Origin of the sequence: Cohnella sp. AR92, from assembly GCF_003990975.1 — a bacterium.
GTDB lineage: Bacteria > Bacillota > Bacilli > Paenibacillales > Paenibacillaceae > Cohnella.
In genome coordinates this window covers 241620-256029 of the sequence record NZ_RZJR01000001.1, presented here as the reverse complement: position 1 = coordinate 256029, position 14410 = coordinate 241620, and the positions used below count along the sequence as shown (strand labels likewise).

Below are 14410 nucleotides of genomic sequence, written 5' to 3'. Positions count from 1 at the left end.
CTCCTCTCAGATAACCCACTCCCTTCCATGCGGGCGACTATAGACAGATAGCCGGGACTCTCGCTGAAGTAGAGTCCCGGCATCGGCAATCGCGACGGAAAGAATGACGAATTACTTGCTTAGAATTCCCGCAATCTTGCCGTTCAGCTTATCCATCTCTGATTGCACGTCGGCTCCGCCGATCGTGATCTGTTCGAAGGAAGCAACCGACGCTTGAGATACTTCTTCCCATTCGGCGATCATCGGAGTCGGAACGGCCACTTTGAGCTGTTCGCCGAACGCGCTGATCAACGGATCGGAAGTGAAGCGAGAGTCGTTCCAAGCTTCCTTCAGGGCCGGCAAGGAGTTGGAAGTCTCATAATACTTCAGTTGGGCGTCCATGCCGCTCATGAAGGAGATGAACTTCGCCGCTTCTTCCGGATGCTTGCTGTACTTGAAGATCGACAGGTCGGAACCGCCCATAAGCGACTTGTTGTTCTTGTTGGCAGGAAGCGTCTTGATCGTCCACTTGCCCTCGATCTCCGGATCCTTCTCCTTCACGCCTTGAATCATCCAAGGACCGCTGATGAACATAGGAAGCGTGCCGTCCTTGAAGGCTGCGAATGTGTCCAGCTCGGAACCGACCGGAACCAGCTTTTCTTTGTAGAAGCTGTTCAGGTAATTCATCGCTTCCACGTATTCCGGCTTGTTGAACAGAGGCTGACGGTTGCTGTCGATGATGTCGCTGCCGGCTTGCCAAGCGAACATGGACAGATAGTTCTGGTCCTTGGCATCGATGTTCACGGCATAATGGCCCTTGCCGCCCTTGGCGACTAGCTTCTCAGCCGCATCCTTAAGCTCATCCCAAGTCTTCGGTCCTTCCGGATAGCCGACGTCAGCCAGCAGATCGGAGCGATAGAACAGGGCGCGGGTCTCTACGTACCAAGGAATGCCGACCGTAACTCCGTTGAATTGCGTCGTTTGAATCGCGCCATCGAAGAAATTGTCCGCCTTGAGAGCCGGATCCTTCTCGATGTAAGGCGCCAGGTCCAGCAATGCGCCCGCTTCGGCGAATTCCGGAATCCAGGTCGTACCCATCTGAATGACGTCCGGACCTTCCTTGGAAGCGACCGCCGTCAGCAATTTATCGTGAGCGGCATCCCACGGAATCGCTTGAACGTCAACCTTCACGCCCGGGTTCTTCTCCTCGTACATCTTCGCGATCGGTTCGACCGAATCGGAAGTTCCCATGAACCATACCTTCAGGGTAGTCGAGCCGCCGCCGCTCGTGCCGCTCGAGGCGCTGGCCGTGCCGGAGGCGCCGGAATCGCCGGAAGCGCCCGCGTTGGAGTTGTTCGAGTCGTTCGAGCCGCAGCCTGCCAACAGCGAGATCGAGAGCAGTGCAGCCACCGTGATGATTCCTTTTTTCTTCATTTGTACCTTCACCCCGTCTTTAGTGTGAGCGAAACCTTGTAAATCCAAAATGACAACCCTTTCATCGAAACGTTTCGATTTTTTTCGAAAAAAAAGGGTACCTTCTTACTACGTAAAACTAACCTTTTTTATGGGAAAATCCATGATTTTCCGCATAAAATCAAGCTTATGAATCCAAAATAACTCAATAACGTTCTGAAGCAGAGATAAGCTGATCCTAACCTATTCGATTTTGGAAGCGCTTATATCGAAACGTTTCAATGAGCCCATTATAAACCCATGCGGAGGCGATTTCAAGGGTGTTTTTGCTAAACTCTTCTGGTTTATTTTCTGCCTCGGAAACGGCGCTTTGAGTGGATTAAACGGCTAACGAAACCCTTCGCGCTCGCTTGATGGCCCCCTGCGCATAAAGAAAGACGGCCCGAGAACCATCTCGAAACCGTCTTCTATGCGGCTTAACTCACCGTCTCAACACGGCGACTACCGGGTAATGATCGGATGGATAACGTCCTTCGTACTTGTTCCGGTCGATCGCGATCCGTTCGACATGAACATCGGAGGTGACGAAAATATAGTCAATGGGCTCCCCCTCCGTGCCGCCCGCGAAATCATGGAACGTCCGGCCGATCTCTGCGGTTCCAGCGCCTAGAGCGGAATAGCAGTTGCGGTAACCATCGGTCCCAAGGCCGCGAACGACCGAGTGCTTCGGAGTCACGTTGAAATCGCCCGTCAGCACGACCGGCAATCCCGTCTTCTCCCTCATGGCGCCGATTCGGCTCTTGACCAGCTCCATGCCGTTCGCCTGGGCTTCCTCGCTGATGTGATCCAGATGGGTGTTGAACACCGCAAGCTCGAATGCCTCCTCCTTCAACGACCGAAGCCTCGCCCACGTGCACATGCGGGGATAATCCGCCTTCCAGCCGAGAACGCCCAGCCGTTCCGGCGTCTCCGACAGGCCGAAGCTTCCCTGCTCGACGACCTTCCACTTGCCCTTCTTGCAGAAGATCGCGCAGTGCTCGTCGTCCCGCCCGCCTCTTCTGCCTTCTCCGATCCAGCCGTACTCTTCCAGCAGCGGCTCCAGATCCCGAAGCATGGAATAAAGCCCTTCCTGAATGCAGACCATATCCGGGTCGTGCTGCCGGATCGCGGCCGCAACGGCAGCCGGACGATAAGGCCATGCGTTGCGGCCGTCCGAATCCACGTTCACTCTAAGATTGAATGTCATGACCGTCCATCTCATGCTGCATCCCTCATCCCGCTGATTCTAGGGGAGTCGTCGACACCCCTTGGATGACCGCATTATAGCACATCGGCAGCGGGTTCGGCTTCTGTTGCGGCTCCGGGCTTTCTCGCTTTGAATAGCGCCAATCCGCCGATCAGCAGAATCGCTCCGGCCGCCTTCAACAAAGTGAACGGAACCTTCTCGAGCCCGAACCAGCCCAGCGAATCCATCCATAGAGCGCTGAGCAGCTGGGAAGCCATGATAAGCGAAACGGCATAACCCGGGCCAAGCAGCTTGACGCTTCGCACGTTGCAGATGACCACTCCGATGCCGAGCAACCCGCTGAACCAGAACCAAGTCTCCATCGAGCCCCACGACAGAAAAGCAGTTCCCTCCATCAGCAATCCCATAGCGAGGGAAGCGAGAAATCCCATTCCTAACACCAACGCCGACGTGCTCCCGGGGCTGGCCGCCTCGTTCACTCGATTGTTGAACATCGTTTGCACGCTGATCAGAGCGCCTGCTGCCAGCGCCATGGCCATTCCCGCCATCATGAGCCTTCTCTCCCTTCCCTTTCGTAAATGTTGCCGCCGGCCATTGCCGTTAAGCCGGTCCTATCCTTCACGATGAGCGTTCCGTGCCTGCGCTCGACGAGCCCGGAGGCCGCGAAGCCTTGAATGACCCGATTCAGATGACGATAGCTCGTGCCGATCAGGCCCGCGATGTCCTTCATGTCCGTCAGGCTGATTCGGTCTGCCGCCCCCGCTTCTTCGTCCGAGGAGACGGACAGAAGGTAGCTGGCGAACCGGACCTCGACCGGATGCAGCAGATGGGAGCTGAGCGCAATCGACTTGGTATAGAATTTTCGGCTGACCTGATCGAGCAGGAACTGCAGCAGCGGAACCTCTCCGTTAAACGGACGGAGCCTCTGCTTATGGATGCCGATCGCCTCGACCGGGGTTACCGCGGTGACGGTGTTCAAATTCTCCCCCTCCTGCAGGTATTCGATCTCTCCGATGAGCCCGAGCGGAGTCGTAAAGTTCACCAGAAGCGTCCTGCCCTCGGCCGAAGTCGTATAGATCCGCACCTTCCCGTGCACGATCAGGAACACCTGCTGGGGTTCTTCCCCCTGGCGGCAAAGAGCTTCATCCGGTTCGAAACGGTAAAGCGTCAAGTGCTTGCGCAGCTCCGGCGGAAATACCTTCTCCAGCTCGAATTGGCGGAGATAGCCCTCCAGACGTTCCTTATCCTCAAGTTGTCTCACAACGATTCCTCCATTGGGATAACCCCTGTCCTTAGTCGGATCAGAGCGTCAAGAACACGATACCGAGCATCATGCAGCCGAACCCGACCCATTGCGAAGGCGCGTAACGAACTCGTTTCTTGCCGAACCCGCCTGCCCTCTCTATGAGCAAGGTAACGGCGATTTGGGAGATCAGCACGGCGGCCACGGTCAGAGCCGCGCCGTTATGGTGAATGGCCGTAATGTTGCTGAAAATAATGAAAGCGGCGAAGCCCCCACCCAGCAGGTAAACCGGTTTTACCCGCTTCAGGTTTCGCCAAGTACGGTCGCGCGCAGCCAACGCCAGCACGAGAGCGGCAACGAAGCCGACGCCCTGGGTTAGCGTTGCCGCCTGCCAAGTCCCGATGCTTCCGCCGATCGCCGCGTTGGCCGTTCCTTGCAGCGTGAGGAAGATCCCGCCCAGACAAGCCAATAATACGCCCCTCATCGTTATTCTCCTCCTTGCCCCTCTTCATATCCTTATTTAACAACGAGAAGGCACCACCGGAAAGGACATATGTCCTCGACTTTCGCCCGCCTGAAGAGAATCGCCGCAGGAGAATAAAGAAGCCGCAGTCCGGAGACTGCGGCCATGCTCGTTGAACCAAGAATATAGGATCGTGCGGCAAGCGGGCGCCGCCGGCTTACTCCGTCGTCAATAGATTGCCGCAGAACTCGCATTCGGCCGTCTCGCCGCGATAGAGCGCGGTGCTCGAGCCGCATCCTCGGCAGACGACCGTTCGCTTGACGGGAGGACCATCGTCCTCTTCGTCCTGATCTTCTTCGTACTCCTCCGCTTCGCCTTCTTCATAGACCTCTTCTTGTCGGCCCGTCTCTTCCTCTTCCAGAGCGTCGATAGCCGCTTGGAAGCCGTCCCCGGTCAGCGCTTGAAGGGCAAGCAGGTAACGCATATCCTGTTCGACGTTCCGGTAGCTGATTCCCGTCATGGCGGAGATTTGATTGTAATCCTGGATGCCCTGCTCTTCCATCAAATGTCGATAAAGCCGGTAGCGTTCGTCCATCTTCTTCCGCCTGCCGCTCGAAAGTCCCGCGAAGATGAAGATCGGGATGAGCATGACGACGGCGAAGAGAATGAGAACCGTCCAGATCTCCCCGTTCGTCAGCGCCGTGTCCGTATCATCCATCTTAAAGACGATATAGAAGAGAACGGAATAGGCGAGCCAGAACCAGACGAGCGAGGAGGAGATGACCCCGTAGTCCTTGGACCGCATGTGGTTGACGTTCGCGTGCGCCATAAAGCGAATAATCAGAAGCAGGATAGCAAGCGGGAAAAATAAGATCGCGGCCCAGATGATGACGCCGTCGCTGATTTTGGGTTTGTTGATTTCCATCGTGTCTGTTCGTCCTTTCTTCAGGTGCCTTCTTCTTGCCGGGCCGCGTTCATCCTATAGAGAACCAAGAGGCCCATCAGGAAGGCCGCGATTCCGAGAGCGATGAACTGCAGAAGGCCGTAAAGGAAGGTCGGGATATCCAAGACCCAAGAGAATACGACGGCCAGCGCGAGCGCGACAAGGAGATAGAGCAAAGCTGCGGTTCCCATTCCCATATAGGAGGGAATCAACCTTCTCGAGCCCGGCAGAGACAATTGGTAATGCACGGCGGTGCCGTACAGGAACGTCTCGCCGATCGTCAGAGCCAGCGTCGTGATCCAGATGTGGCCGGCTCGGCTGCCCGGAACGTCAACCAGCACCAGGAAAGCGACGGTAACGAGCAGCGCCACAACGTACAAGAACGTCAGGATGATCACGGCTAAGCGACCGGAGCTCCCGGAGTTCCTCCCTTGCGGGTTATGCAAAGCGTTTGACATCGTCTCCTGCCCCTTTATTCGTTCAATTTAGTGCCGCATTCGAGACAGAACTTCTGTCCCGGCTTCACTTCATGCTTGCAGTTCGGGCACATCGGGCGGAGATTCGTTCCGCATTCCGGGCAGAACTTGCTCGCCGGGTCGACGGCGGATCCGCAATTGCCGCAGGTCGACTCGCGCAGAGCGCGGCCGCACTTGACGCAAGCGTCGGCATCCGGCTCGTTGTCCGCGCCGCAAGTCGGGCAGGGATGATGCGGGTCCCCGCAGTGCGGGCAGAACTTCGCCGTTTCGGGGAATTCCAGCCCGCACTTGTTGCACGCCGCCATTGCCGGCGCCGCCTTCGCCGGGGACGCGGAAGCCTGAAGGCCGCGGCCGCAGGCGAAGCAGAACTGGGCTTCCTGCCCGTTCAAGGTCTGGCAATTCGGACAAACCTTGTTAGGCGCGGACCCGACGGTTAATTGGTTGGTCAGGCCCGACATCTGTTGGCCGAACGAGCCGCCGAGACCGACGCCCATTCCGAGGCCGAGTCCTGCGCCCATCACATTGGCGCTGGCGCTGCCTTCGTTCTTGGCCGCTCCTTCCAGCGTATCGAAGGTCCGCTGCTGCTGGTACGTGTAGCCGATGATGTCCATCTCCGCTTTTTTCGCGAGGGCGTCCTTCAGCTTGAGCGTCGCCGGGTCATCGTCCGGGATATTGATCGAATCGATGAAGAAGTTCGTCATCCGAATGCCGAATTCTTGGAAGATCGGCATGACCCGTTCCTCGATGTGCTTCGAGATCTCCGACAGGTAAGCGGAGACTTCCAGCAGGCTGATCTTCTTCAGCACGAGATACGAAGAGATCATCTCCTTGATGTTCATCATGAGCAGCCCGCGGAAGTATCGAACCATTGCGTCCTTGTCGAACACCGCCACCGTACCCACGAGCCGGGTCAGGAACTGGCGAGTGTCTTCGATGACGATCCCGAACTGCCCGAACGAGCGAATGTTGACGAACAGCTGATACTTCGGGTCCTGCAGCTGGATCGGGACTGCCGTTCCCCACTTCACGTCGAGAGAATAGGCCTTATTGACGAACCAGACTTCCGCGGTGAAGGGAGAGCGCCCCCCGAAGGGCAGATTGACGATATTCTGCAGCAGCGGGATGTTCGCCGTGCTTAGCGTATGGCGGCCCGGACCGAACAGGTCGAGAGCCTTGCCGCTCTTGAAGAGAATGGCCTCCTGCGATTCATTGACGATCAGCTGCGTCCAGGTGCCCAGCTCCTGATTGGGGTATTTCCATGCGTATACGCCTTCCGGTCCATCGAATTTGACGACCTCTATGATGGCCATGCCTGCACCCTCCTGAATCCCTGGGGAAGTAGTACTCCGTGCCTATTTCATTCCAGCTTTCGACTTCTAGTAGTCTTAATTCTACATTTAATAGATTTTTCCTCTCCTGTGAAGGGAAGCAAATAAAAAGAGGCATTCCCTGGAGATTCGCTCCAGCAAATGCCTCTTGTTCAATTACCCGCGACCGTTCGCGGCAGCTATGCTTATTCGTTCGCCGCTCAGTCCCCGATCGGGAACCAGCCCGGCACGTGAACGATCTTATCCCAGAGCGGTCCGGGTACCTTCAGTCGCTCGCGTCCCCGCGGGTCGAGCTTCGTCTCGAGCTCCTCCTGCCTGCCCGCTGCCACCTTCTTCGCCCAGTCCGGGTCGATGATCATCTCGCGCCCGATCGCGACGAGCGGAGTCCCCGTGGCGAGCGACTCGACGGCGTCTTCGGGCGTCCGGACCGAACCGACGCCGATCACGGGAACGAGATGGCCCACGCGCTTCTGGATCCATTCCAGCCGGGTAAGGCTCTCGTCCGCCCCCCGTCTCGGACGGGACCGGAAATCGAAAAGCGAGACGTGCAGGTAATCCAGCTCCTTCTGCGCCAGGGCATCGACCAGACGGAACGTCTCTTCCATCGTGATGCCGGGATTCGACGCCTCCTCCGGCGAGAACCGATATCCGACGAGGAAGGGGCGATCCGCCCGTTCGCGGGCGACCCGCTTCACCTCGTCGACGACGGCGAGCGGGAAGCGGAGCCGCTTCTCCAAGCTGCCGCCCCAACGGTCCTCGCGCCGGTTCGAATGCGGGGAGAAGAATTGCTGAAGCAGATACCCGTTCGCGCCGTGGATCTCGACGCCGTCATACCCGGCTTCGATCGCCCGGCGGGTCATCTCACCGAAGTCCCGGATGATCGATTCGATCTCCGCATCGGCCAATTCGCGGGGAACGACATCCGGATTCTGGTCGGAAGGAATGGAGCTCGCGCTAACCACATCCCCTTGCGGAACGAGTCCCGGCTTGCACTCCCGTCCGCCGTGGAAGATCTGAAGGATGACCTTCGATCCGCGCTCCTTGATCGAGCTCGCCAACCGGCTTAAGCTTGGAATCATCTCGTCCCGGTCTGCGGCGAACTCGCCGGGGAACCCCTTGCCATTAGGCGTGCCGTACGTGCAAGCCGTCACGATCATACCCACGCCGCCCTCCGCCCGGCGAGCGTAAAAGTCTACTTCCTCGTCCGATACCGTGCCGTCGGCATGGGCAGAGTAATTCGTCATGGGAGCCATGACGAGACGATTCTTCACTTCGACGCCGCTGCGGAAGCGGAAGGGTTCGAACAACGGCTGGTATTCCGTTCTCATGAATGGAATCTCTCCTTTTCGCTTTAACTGTAACAATTATAATTACTGTTGTTTTTATTGTCACAGAATAAGGCTTCGATGTCAACAGACTGGACAGTCCGCGCAAAAACTTTCTTGGCCCTTTTCTTTGCTCCTGTCTTCGCTCCTGTCTTTGCCTCTTCCATTAACCTTTCCGCATTAGGGCCCGCGGTATCCGGCCATGCCCCTAAACAATCAGCTTCTGGATATTTTTTGCATAAACCCCTTACGGCCCCGCTTATCGTCTGCTATAATAAAATACCAATCGGTATCTTTTTCTAAAGGGGGAGTCCGTCATGCGCTTAGAGCAGGCTTTGCATGAGGCCAAAGAACGTTTCAAATCCAGAGTCCCGGAGGACGCACAGGAAGGGATCTTCCGTTTAATCCGCGAGCAGCGGGGTGCAGGCGCGATCTATGGGTTGAAGGAGGGGCAGCGCGCCGTCGATTTTACCCTGAACAACGCGGAGGGCAGTCCGGTCAACCTCTTCGAGCAGCTTGCCCATGGACCTGTCGTCCTGACCTTCTACCGCGGAGAATGGTGCCCCTTCTGCAATTTGCAGCTGCGCGCCTATCAGAACATCCTTGCGGAGATCGAGGCGCTGGGCGGCAGGCTGATCGCCGTCAGTCCGCAGACTCCCGACCGCGCGCTTTCCCAACAAGAGAGAGAAGAGCTTCGCTTCGACGTGCTCAGCGATTCGGAGGGCAAGGCAGCCGAGTCCTATCGTTTGTTATTCGAAGTGCCGCCGTACCTAAGAGAGCTCATGACGACGAGAATGAAGCTGGATTTGGCCGACTATAACGAAGGAAGCCGTTGGATCTTGCCGGTTCCCGCAACCTTCGTCATCGATCCCTCCGGAGTCATCCGCTTGGCTAGCGTCAATCCGGACTTCATGGAACGCTTGGAGCCGCGCGTCCTTCTAGACGAGTTGACTAAGATTGCGGGAAGGTGATCGCTTCAGGACGATGAGGCAAAGAACAAATCCTTGCGGAATCGAATTGGCCGCATTCGTTCGAATGGACTCCATGCCCGGTTATAGTTCTTTCCCGAACCGTCAATAGTGATAACAACATAGCCTTGATAAGGAGACCCACCGCGTGCATCCCTATCTGGAGATCCCCATCCGAACGATTGCCGCTTTCGTCCTCATGTTGATTACATCGAGAATGCTCGGCAAGCAGACGATCTCGAACATGACGTTTCACGACTTCGTCAGCGGCATCACGCTTGGCGCCATCTCCGCGAACCTGGCGTTTAACGTCACCATTAGTCCCTGGTTTCCGATCGTTTCCCTGCTGGTTTTCTTTCTTATCTCCTACTTCGTCTCCTGGCTCGCGATCGAGAGTCGAACCGGGAACAGGTGGGTCTCCGGCACCCCGACCGTCGTGATCGAGAACGGCAAGATTCTCGAGGACAACATGAGGCAAATCCGCTACACGATGGATTCCCTGGCGCAAGCCTTGCGGGAGAAGGATATTTTCAACATGGAAGAAGTGGAATATGCCTGTCTCGAGGATCATGGGAAGCTGTCGGTCAAGAGGAAAAGCGAGTACGAGTGGGTCACGCGCCGGGATCTGAGGATCCATTCGGAAGCGGTGAAGTCGTTTCCCGTCGAGCTGATTCTGAACGGCCGAATCCTCGAAGACAATCTTGTCGGCAACGGATTGACCGCCGAATGGCTAGAAGGAGAGTTGGCGCAGCGCGGCAAGACGGTTATCGACGTCTTCTATGCGGTTAGAGGGACTCAGGATAACTTATACTTTGATTATTACCAAGACCACATCAACGATCCGATTGATTCTTGAAGGAGACCCGGCTCCATCGCGGATGATCCGGAACCGGACGGCTCCGATCGAGCCGGTTGCCGAGCAGCTCGCTCGTAGTTGGGCCGCTGCCGGCTTGCTCTCCTGCGGATATATATGAAAAAGCGAATAGATTTTCTCCCAAACCGTCATTTCCTGCGATTGTATTCGAATTTTCATATACAAAACGCGTTTTCTCCCCGTCCAGGGTGAATTGGATATGATTTTTCAGATATAACATCCGAATGACGAGGGATCGCGTCATTTATATTCGAAAAATCGAATACATCCTCTCGCCTCCAAAAAGAAGGCCAACGCCCTTCGCGGCAACAGAGGAGAGGAGAGAAAATTACGTTCTTTCGTCATCGAATTCTACCGAAACTTCGACAATAGCGTTCTAACTTAACGGCCGGTCTCCGCGCGATACCAGGCCAGCGCTTCCCTCTCCAGCTCCTTGACGAAGGCATCCTTGCCGTCCATGTACGCTTCCATATCGGTCGGATGCCGCTCGGCGAGACTTGCTTTAAGCGCCCCGTAGTCACTGGCTGCCTCGGGATGGGTCCGAAGGTAATCGCGGACGGCCAGGTGCCGGTCGATATCCGCGCGATTATCCTCTTGGAAAACATGAACGTGATGCGTTCGCCGATCCCCGCCCTTGCGGAAGTACCTTCTCCCGCTTATCCCGAATTCCCCCATGCACTCGTAGCCGAGAGCCTCCATCTGTTCGTTGAACCGGTCCACCCTCTCGATGTTCCGCACGACGGGCAGGATATCGATGATCGGCTTGGCCCGCAGGCCGGGCACGGAGGTGCTGCCGAAGTGATGGATGGCGAGCAGTTCCTCTCCGAGAACATCGCGAATCCGCTTAGCTTCTTCCTCGTACATCGTCTCCCAAAGCTGGTCGTAATCCGTTACGATAATAAGCCTCATTTCGCCGCTCCTTTTCCTATGGGGATCGATTCCTTACCTGCAGGTTCCTATATAACCTCAAAGTGCGTACTTCTCAAGCAGCCTCCGACTTCCCATAATTGGGTTCACTAAGGAGAGGAGTGACTGGCATGAGTCTGGAAAAGAACAACGAGCGTCAAACGGCGCTGGTCGTCGGAGCCAATGGGGTGATCGGACGCAACCTGATCGATTATCTGCTGACGATCCCCGATTGGGAGATCGTCGGCGTGTCGCGGCGAGAAGGAGTTCATGCCGGGCGAGTCCGCCACGTCTCCGCCGATCTGCTGGACGAAGCCGATACGAGAGAGAAGCTAAGCGGACTGACGGACATCACCCATATTTTCTACGCCGCTTATCAAGACCGCCCCACCTGGGCCGAGCTCGTCCAGCCTAACTTAGCAATGCTTGCGAATGTCGTCAACGCGATCGAACCGATAGCCCCCGGCCTGAAGCACATCAGCCTCATGCAAGGCTACAAGGTCTACGGCGCCCATCTGGGGCCGTTCAAGACCCCGGCCCGCGAGACAGACGCGCATCACATGCCGCCCGAGTTCAACATCGATCAACAGCAATTCCTCGAGCGGAGGCAGCCGGGGAGCTCTTGGACTTGGTCGGCGCTTCGGCCTTCGGTCGTATGCGGGTTCGCCCTCGGCAACCCGATGAACCTGGCGATGGTGATCGCGATCTACGCGTCGATCTCCAAGGAGCTCGGCATCCCCCTGCGATTCCCCGGCAAGCCGGGAGCTTACCGCAGCCTGCTGGAGATGACGGACGCCGGCCTGCTCGCCCGCGCGACCGTCTGGGCCGCGACGGAGGAGAAGTGCGCGAATCAAGCGTTCAACATCGCGAATGGCGACTTGTTCCGCTGGGATGAACTCTGGCCTAAGATTGCGGCCTTCTTCGGACTGGATGCGGCGCCGCCGCTGCAGATGAGCCTCGAGACGGTCATGGCGGACAAGAACCCGCTGTGGAACGAGATGGTCAAGAAGCACGGGCTCGCGGACAACAGCTACGAGGACGTCTCCTCCTGGCGCTTCGGAGACTTTGTCTTCTCGTGGGATTACGACTTCTTCGCGGACGGAACCAAGGCGCGCCGCCTCGGCTTCCGCGAGTTCGTCGACACCGAGGAGATGTTCATGGGCATCTTCCAAGATCTCCGCGATCGCCGAATCATTCCATAAGCGCAAAGCAAGAAACCGGATTCCGAGAATCAGGATCCGGTTTCTTGTCTATTCCTCCGTTCCGGTCGGCCCGTTAAGGATCGGGGACGTGTCTCCATACACCCGTTCTACGTACGCCTCGCCCCAGCGGCACAGAGAATGAAGAATCTCCTTCAAGCTGCGCCCGAAATCCGTCAGCTCATACTCGACCTTGGGCGGAATCTGGTTGTAGGCGGTCCGGTTCACGATTCCGTCTTTTACGAGCTCCCCCAACTGCTGGGTCAGCACTTTCTGCGTGATGGAGGGGATAAGGCTCATCAATTCGCCGTTGCGCTTCTTCCCGAATGTCAGGTGGAACAGAATGATCGGCTTCCACTTGCCTCCGATCACCTCTAGCGCGGCTTCCACCGCCGTGTTGTAGGTTCTGCCCGCGTTCATGAAGCCTCGTCTCCTTCCCCTTCGGACCGTTCACCTCCATTATACGTACCGCATCGACTATTCTCCATGCCCTGTATATCGTTAGGCTTCAGGACTGGCGACGGGAGAACGTGCCTCCGCTGCCGCCGACCTCCGACTCTTGCCCTTCGCGAACAGCGCCACCGTCAGGAGCGCGACCGTAAGCATGGCCGTGAAGACAAACAAGGCGGGCACGAGATGATGGCCGAAGTCGTCCGGAGTCGCGATGGCTCCGCCGCGGGCGAAGACGAGACCGCCGATCGCCACGCCGAACACTCCGCCAAGCTCGCGGGCGGCGTTGCTCATTCCGCTCGCTTCGCCTGCCGCTTCTTCCGATACGGAGCTCAGCAGGCCGTGGGAGAGCGGGGTGAAGCTGAAGCCCATGCCCGCCCCGGCCGCCATCATCATCGGCACGATATAGCCGAACGGGAACACTGCGCCTTGACCGAGGATAACCAGCGCGAAGCCGACCATCGCGGCGATCTGCAGGAAGATGCCCAGCAGGAGCATGTTCTTGGAGCCGAAACGCCCGATCAGCAAGCCGGCGAGAGGCGCGCAAACCATCGTGCACGACGTCCACACCATCTCGCGAGCCCCTGCTCCCAAGGCGGAATAGCCTTGCGCTTGCTGCAGGAACAAGGTCAGCAAGAAGATCGCCCCGAAGATGCCGGCATTCAACCAGAAGCCCGCCATCATATAGGCGCTGTAATTGCCGCTGCGGAAGTTGGCCAGGTTGATGAACGGCTGCTTCCGGCCCCTCTCCCACCCGAGGAAGGCGAGAAGCAACAGAGCCCCTCCCGCGATCGGTCCCCAGACGGGGAACGTTCCCCAGCCTTCGTCGTTGCCGCGAACGAGCCCGAACACGACTCCGAACAGGCCGGCTCCGAGCAATAGAATGCCGAGCGGATCAAACGGTTTGCTAACCCCTCTCGATTCTTCCAGCCATCGAAGGCCGAAGAGGATCGCCAGAACGCCGATCGGCACGTTGATCCAGAAGATCGTCTCCCAAGGCGCGCCTTTGATAATCGCGCCCCCGACCAGAGGCCCGATCGACAGGCCGAGGCCGGAGATGCCGGACCAGATGCCGATCGCGGCCGCCCGCTTCTCCGGAGGGAACGCGGTATTTACGAGCGTTAAGCTGATCGGCAGAACCGCCGAAGCGCCGATTCCTTGAAGGGCGCGCGCCAATGTCAGCTGAATCGAACTGTCGCTTAGCGCCGACGCCAACGAGCCTAGCGTGAACAGAGCCACGCCCGCCAAGAAGACTTTCTTCCTCCCGAAGCGCTCGCCCAGCATGCTGAACGGAATCAGCAAGACGGCGAAGGCTAACGTATAGGCGTTCATGAACCATTGCATGTCGGACATCTTCGCGCCGAAGTCTTGCTGGATGGAAGGAAGAGCTACCCCGACGACCAAGTTATCCAGCATCGCCATGAACAGGACGATACAGGTGATGACCATCAGACGAACCCGATAAGCCGCCGAAACCATTTTCTCAACACACTCCTTGAGTATTTTTATTTATAGATAAATAAATTAATGCCCAAAAAAAGAGGTCTATCCTCGTTCCCGAATCGGGCAGACCGGCCTAACCGGCCTGCCCTCGGGT

The 14410-nt window shown here is 57.4% G+C and carries 15 protein-coding genes; 3 read left to right on the top strand and 12 right to left on the bottom strand.

All coding sequences use genetic code 11. The features are described from left to right. Positions 1 to 111 precede the first annotated feature (111 nt). From ELR57_RS01225 to ELR57_RS01185, 9 genes are all read right to left on the bottom strand, one after another. Positions 112 to 1413: a sugar ABC transporter substrate-binding protein gene (locus ELR57_RS01225; RefSeq protein WP_126956434.1), complete on the bottom strand. Its 1302-nt coding sequence runs from the start codon at positions 1411 to 1413 to the stop codon at positions 112 to 114. A 460-nt stretch (positions 1414 to 1873) separates the two neighbouring features. Beyond that, complete coding sequence (locus ELR57_RS01220) at positions 1874 to 2653, bottom strand: endonuclease/exonuclease/phosphatase family protein (RefSeq protein WP_126956432.1); 780 nt, start codon at positions 2651 to 2653, stop codon at positions 1874 to 1876. Positions 2654 to 2712: 59 nt separating this feature from the next. Continuing rightward, positions 2713 to 3189 (bottom strand): DMT family transporter, encoded by a 477-nt coding sequence (locus tag ELR57_RS01215; protein ID WP_126956430.1) that lies wholly within the window; start codon positions 3187 to 3189, stop codon positions 2713 to 2715. Further along, positions 3186 to 3899, bottom strand: a complete 714-nt coding sequence (locus ELR57_RS01210; protein WP_126956428.1) for a Crp/Fnr family transcriptional regulator — start codon at positions 3897 to 3899, stop codon at positions 3186 to 3188. The genes ELR57_RS01215 and ELR57_RS01210 overlap by 4 nt, the downstream gene beginning before the upstream one ends. Before the next feature lie 40 nt (positions 3900 to 3939). Continuing rightward, on the bottom strand, positions 3940 to 4365 hold the full coding sequence (locus tag ELR57_RS01205) for a DMT family transporter (protein WP_126956426.1): 426 nt from the start codon (positions 4363 to 4365) through the stop codon (positions 3940 to 3942). Between the two features lie 196 nt (positions 4366 to 4561). Beyond that, positions 4562 to 5269 carry a hypothetical protein gene (locus ELR57_RS01200; protein ID WP_126956424.1) on the bottom strand — a complete coding sequence of 236 codons (708 nt, stop codon included), beginning with the start codon at positions 5267 to 5269 and terminating at the stop codon, positions 4562 to 4564. Between the two features lie 20 nt (positions 5270 to 5289). Next, a complete protein-coding gene (locus tag ELR57_RS01195) occupies positions 5290 to 5745 on the bottom strand; it encodes a hypothetical protein (protein WP_126956422.1) in 456 nt (151 codons plus the stop codon). Positions 5746 to 5759: 14 nt separating this feature from the next. After that, positions 5760 to 7073 carry an SPFH domain-containing protein gene (locus ELR57_RS01190; RefSeq protein WP_126956420.1) on the bottom strand — a complete coding sequence of 438 codons (1314 nt, stop codon included), beginning with the start codon at positions 7071 to 7073 and terminating at the stop codon, positions 5760 to 5762. A 218-nt stretch (positions 7074 to 7291) separates the two neighbouring features. Next, positions 7292 to 8419 carry an NADH-dependent flavin oxidoreductase gene (locus ELR57_RS01185; RefSeq protein WP_126956418.1) on the bottom strand — a complete coding sequence of 376 codons (1128 nt, stop codon included), beginning with the start codon at positions 8417 to 8419 and terminating at the stop codon, positions 7292 to 7294. 314 nt (positions 8420 to 8733) lie between these two features. On the opposite strand from ELR57_RS01185, the gene ELR57_RS01180 reads away from it, so the two are divergent. Both ELR57_RS01180 and ELR57_RS01175 read left to right on the top strand, forming a co-directional pair. After that, positions 8734 to 9387 (top strand): peroxiredoxin-like family protein, encoded by a 654-nt coding sequence (locus tag ELR57_RS01180; RefSeq protein ID WP_126956416.1) that lies wholly within the window; start codon positions 8734 to 8736, stop codon positions 9385 to 9387. A 145-nt stretch (positions 9388 to 9532) separates the two neighbouring features. Beyond that, positions 9533 to 10240: a DUF421 domain-containing protein gene (locus tag ELR57_RS01175; protein WP_126956414.1), complete on the top strand. Its 708-nt coding sequence runs from the start codon at positions 9533 to 9535 to the stop codon at positions 10238 to 10240. A 399-nt stretch (positions 10241 to 10639) separates the two neighbouring features. On the opposite strand, the gene ELR57_RS01170 is transcribed toward ELR57_RS01175, so the two are convergent. After that, complete coding sequence (locus ELR57_RS01170; RefSeq protein ID WP_126956412.1) at positions 10640 to 11167, bottom strand: GrpB family protein; 528 nt, start codon at positions 11165 to 11167, stop codon at positions 10640 to 10642. Between the two features lie 128 nt (positions 11168 to 11295). On the opposite strand from ELR57_RS01170, the gene ELR57_RS01165 reads away from it, so the two are divergent. Further along, the gene (locus ELR57_RS01165) at positions 11296 to 12366 is read left to right on the top strand and encodes an SDR family oxidoreductase (protein ID WP_126956410.1); all 1071 of its coding nucleotides are present in this window, start codon (positions 11296 to 11298) and stop codon (positions 12364 to 12366) included. A gap of 48 nt (positions 12367 to 12414) precedes the next feature. Here ELR57_RS01165 and ELR57_RS01160 read toward each other — a convergent pair whose 3' ends face one another. Together ELR57_RS01160 and ELR57_RS01155 are read right to left on the bottom strand one after the other, a co-directional pair. Continuing rightward, complete coding sequence (locus ELR57_RS01160; protein ID WP_126956408.1) at positions 12415 to 12783, bottom strand: winged helix-turn-helix transcriptional regulator; 369 nt, start codon at positions 12781 to 12783, stop codon at positions 12415 to 12417. Between the two features lie 81 nt (positions 12784 to 12864). Next, positions 12865 to 14292 (bottom strand): MFS transporter, encoded by a 1428-nt coding sequence (locus ELR57_RS01155; RefSeq protein ID WP_126956406.1) that lies wholly within the window; start codon positions 14290 to 14292, stop codon positions 12865 to 12867. Positions 14293 to 14410: the final 118 nt, after the last annotated feature.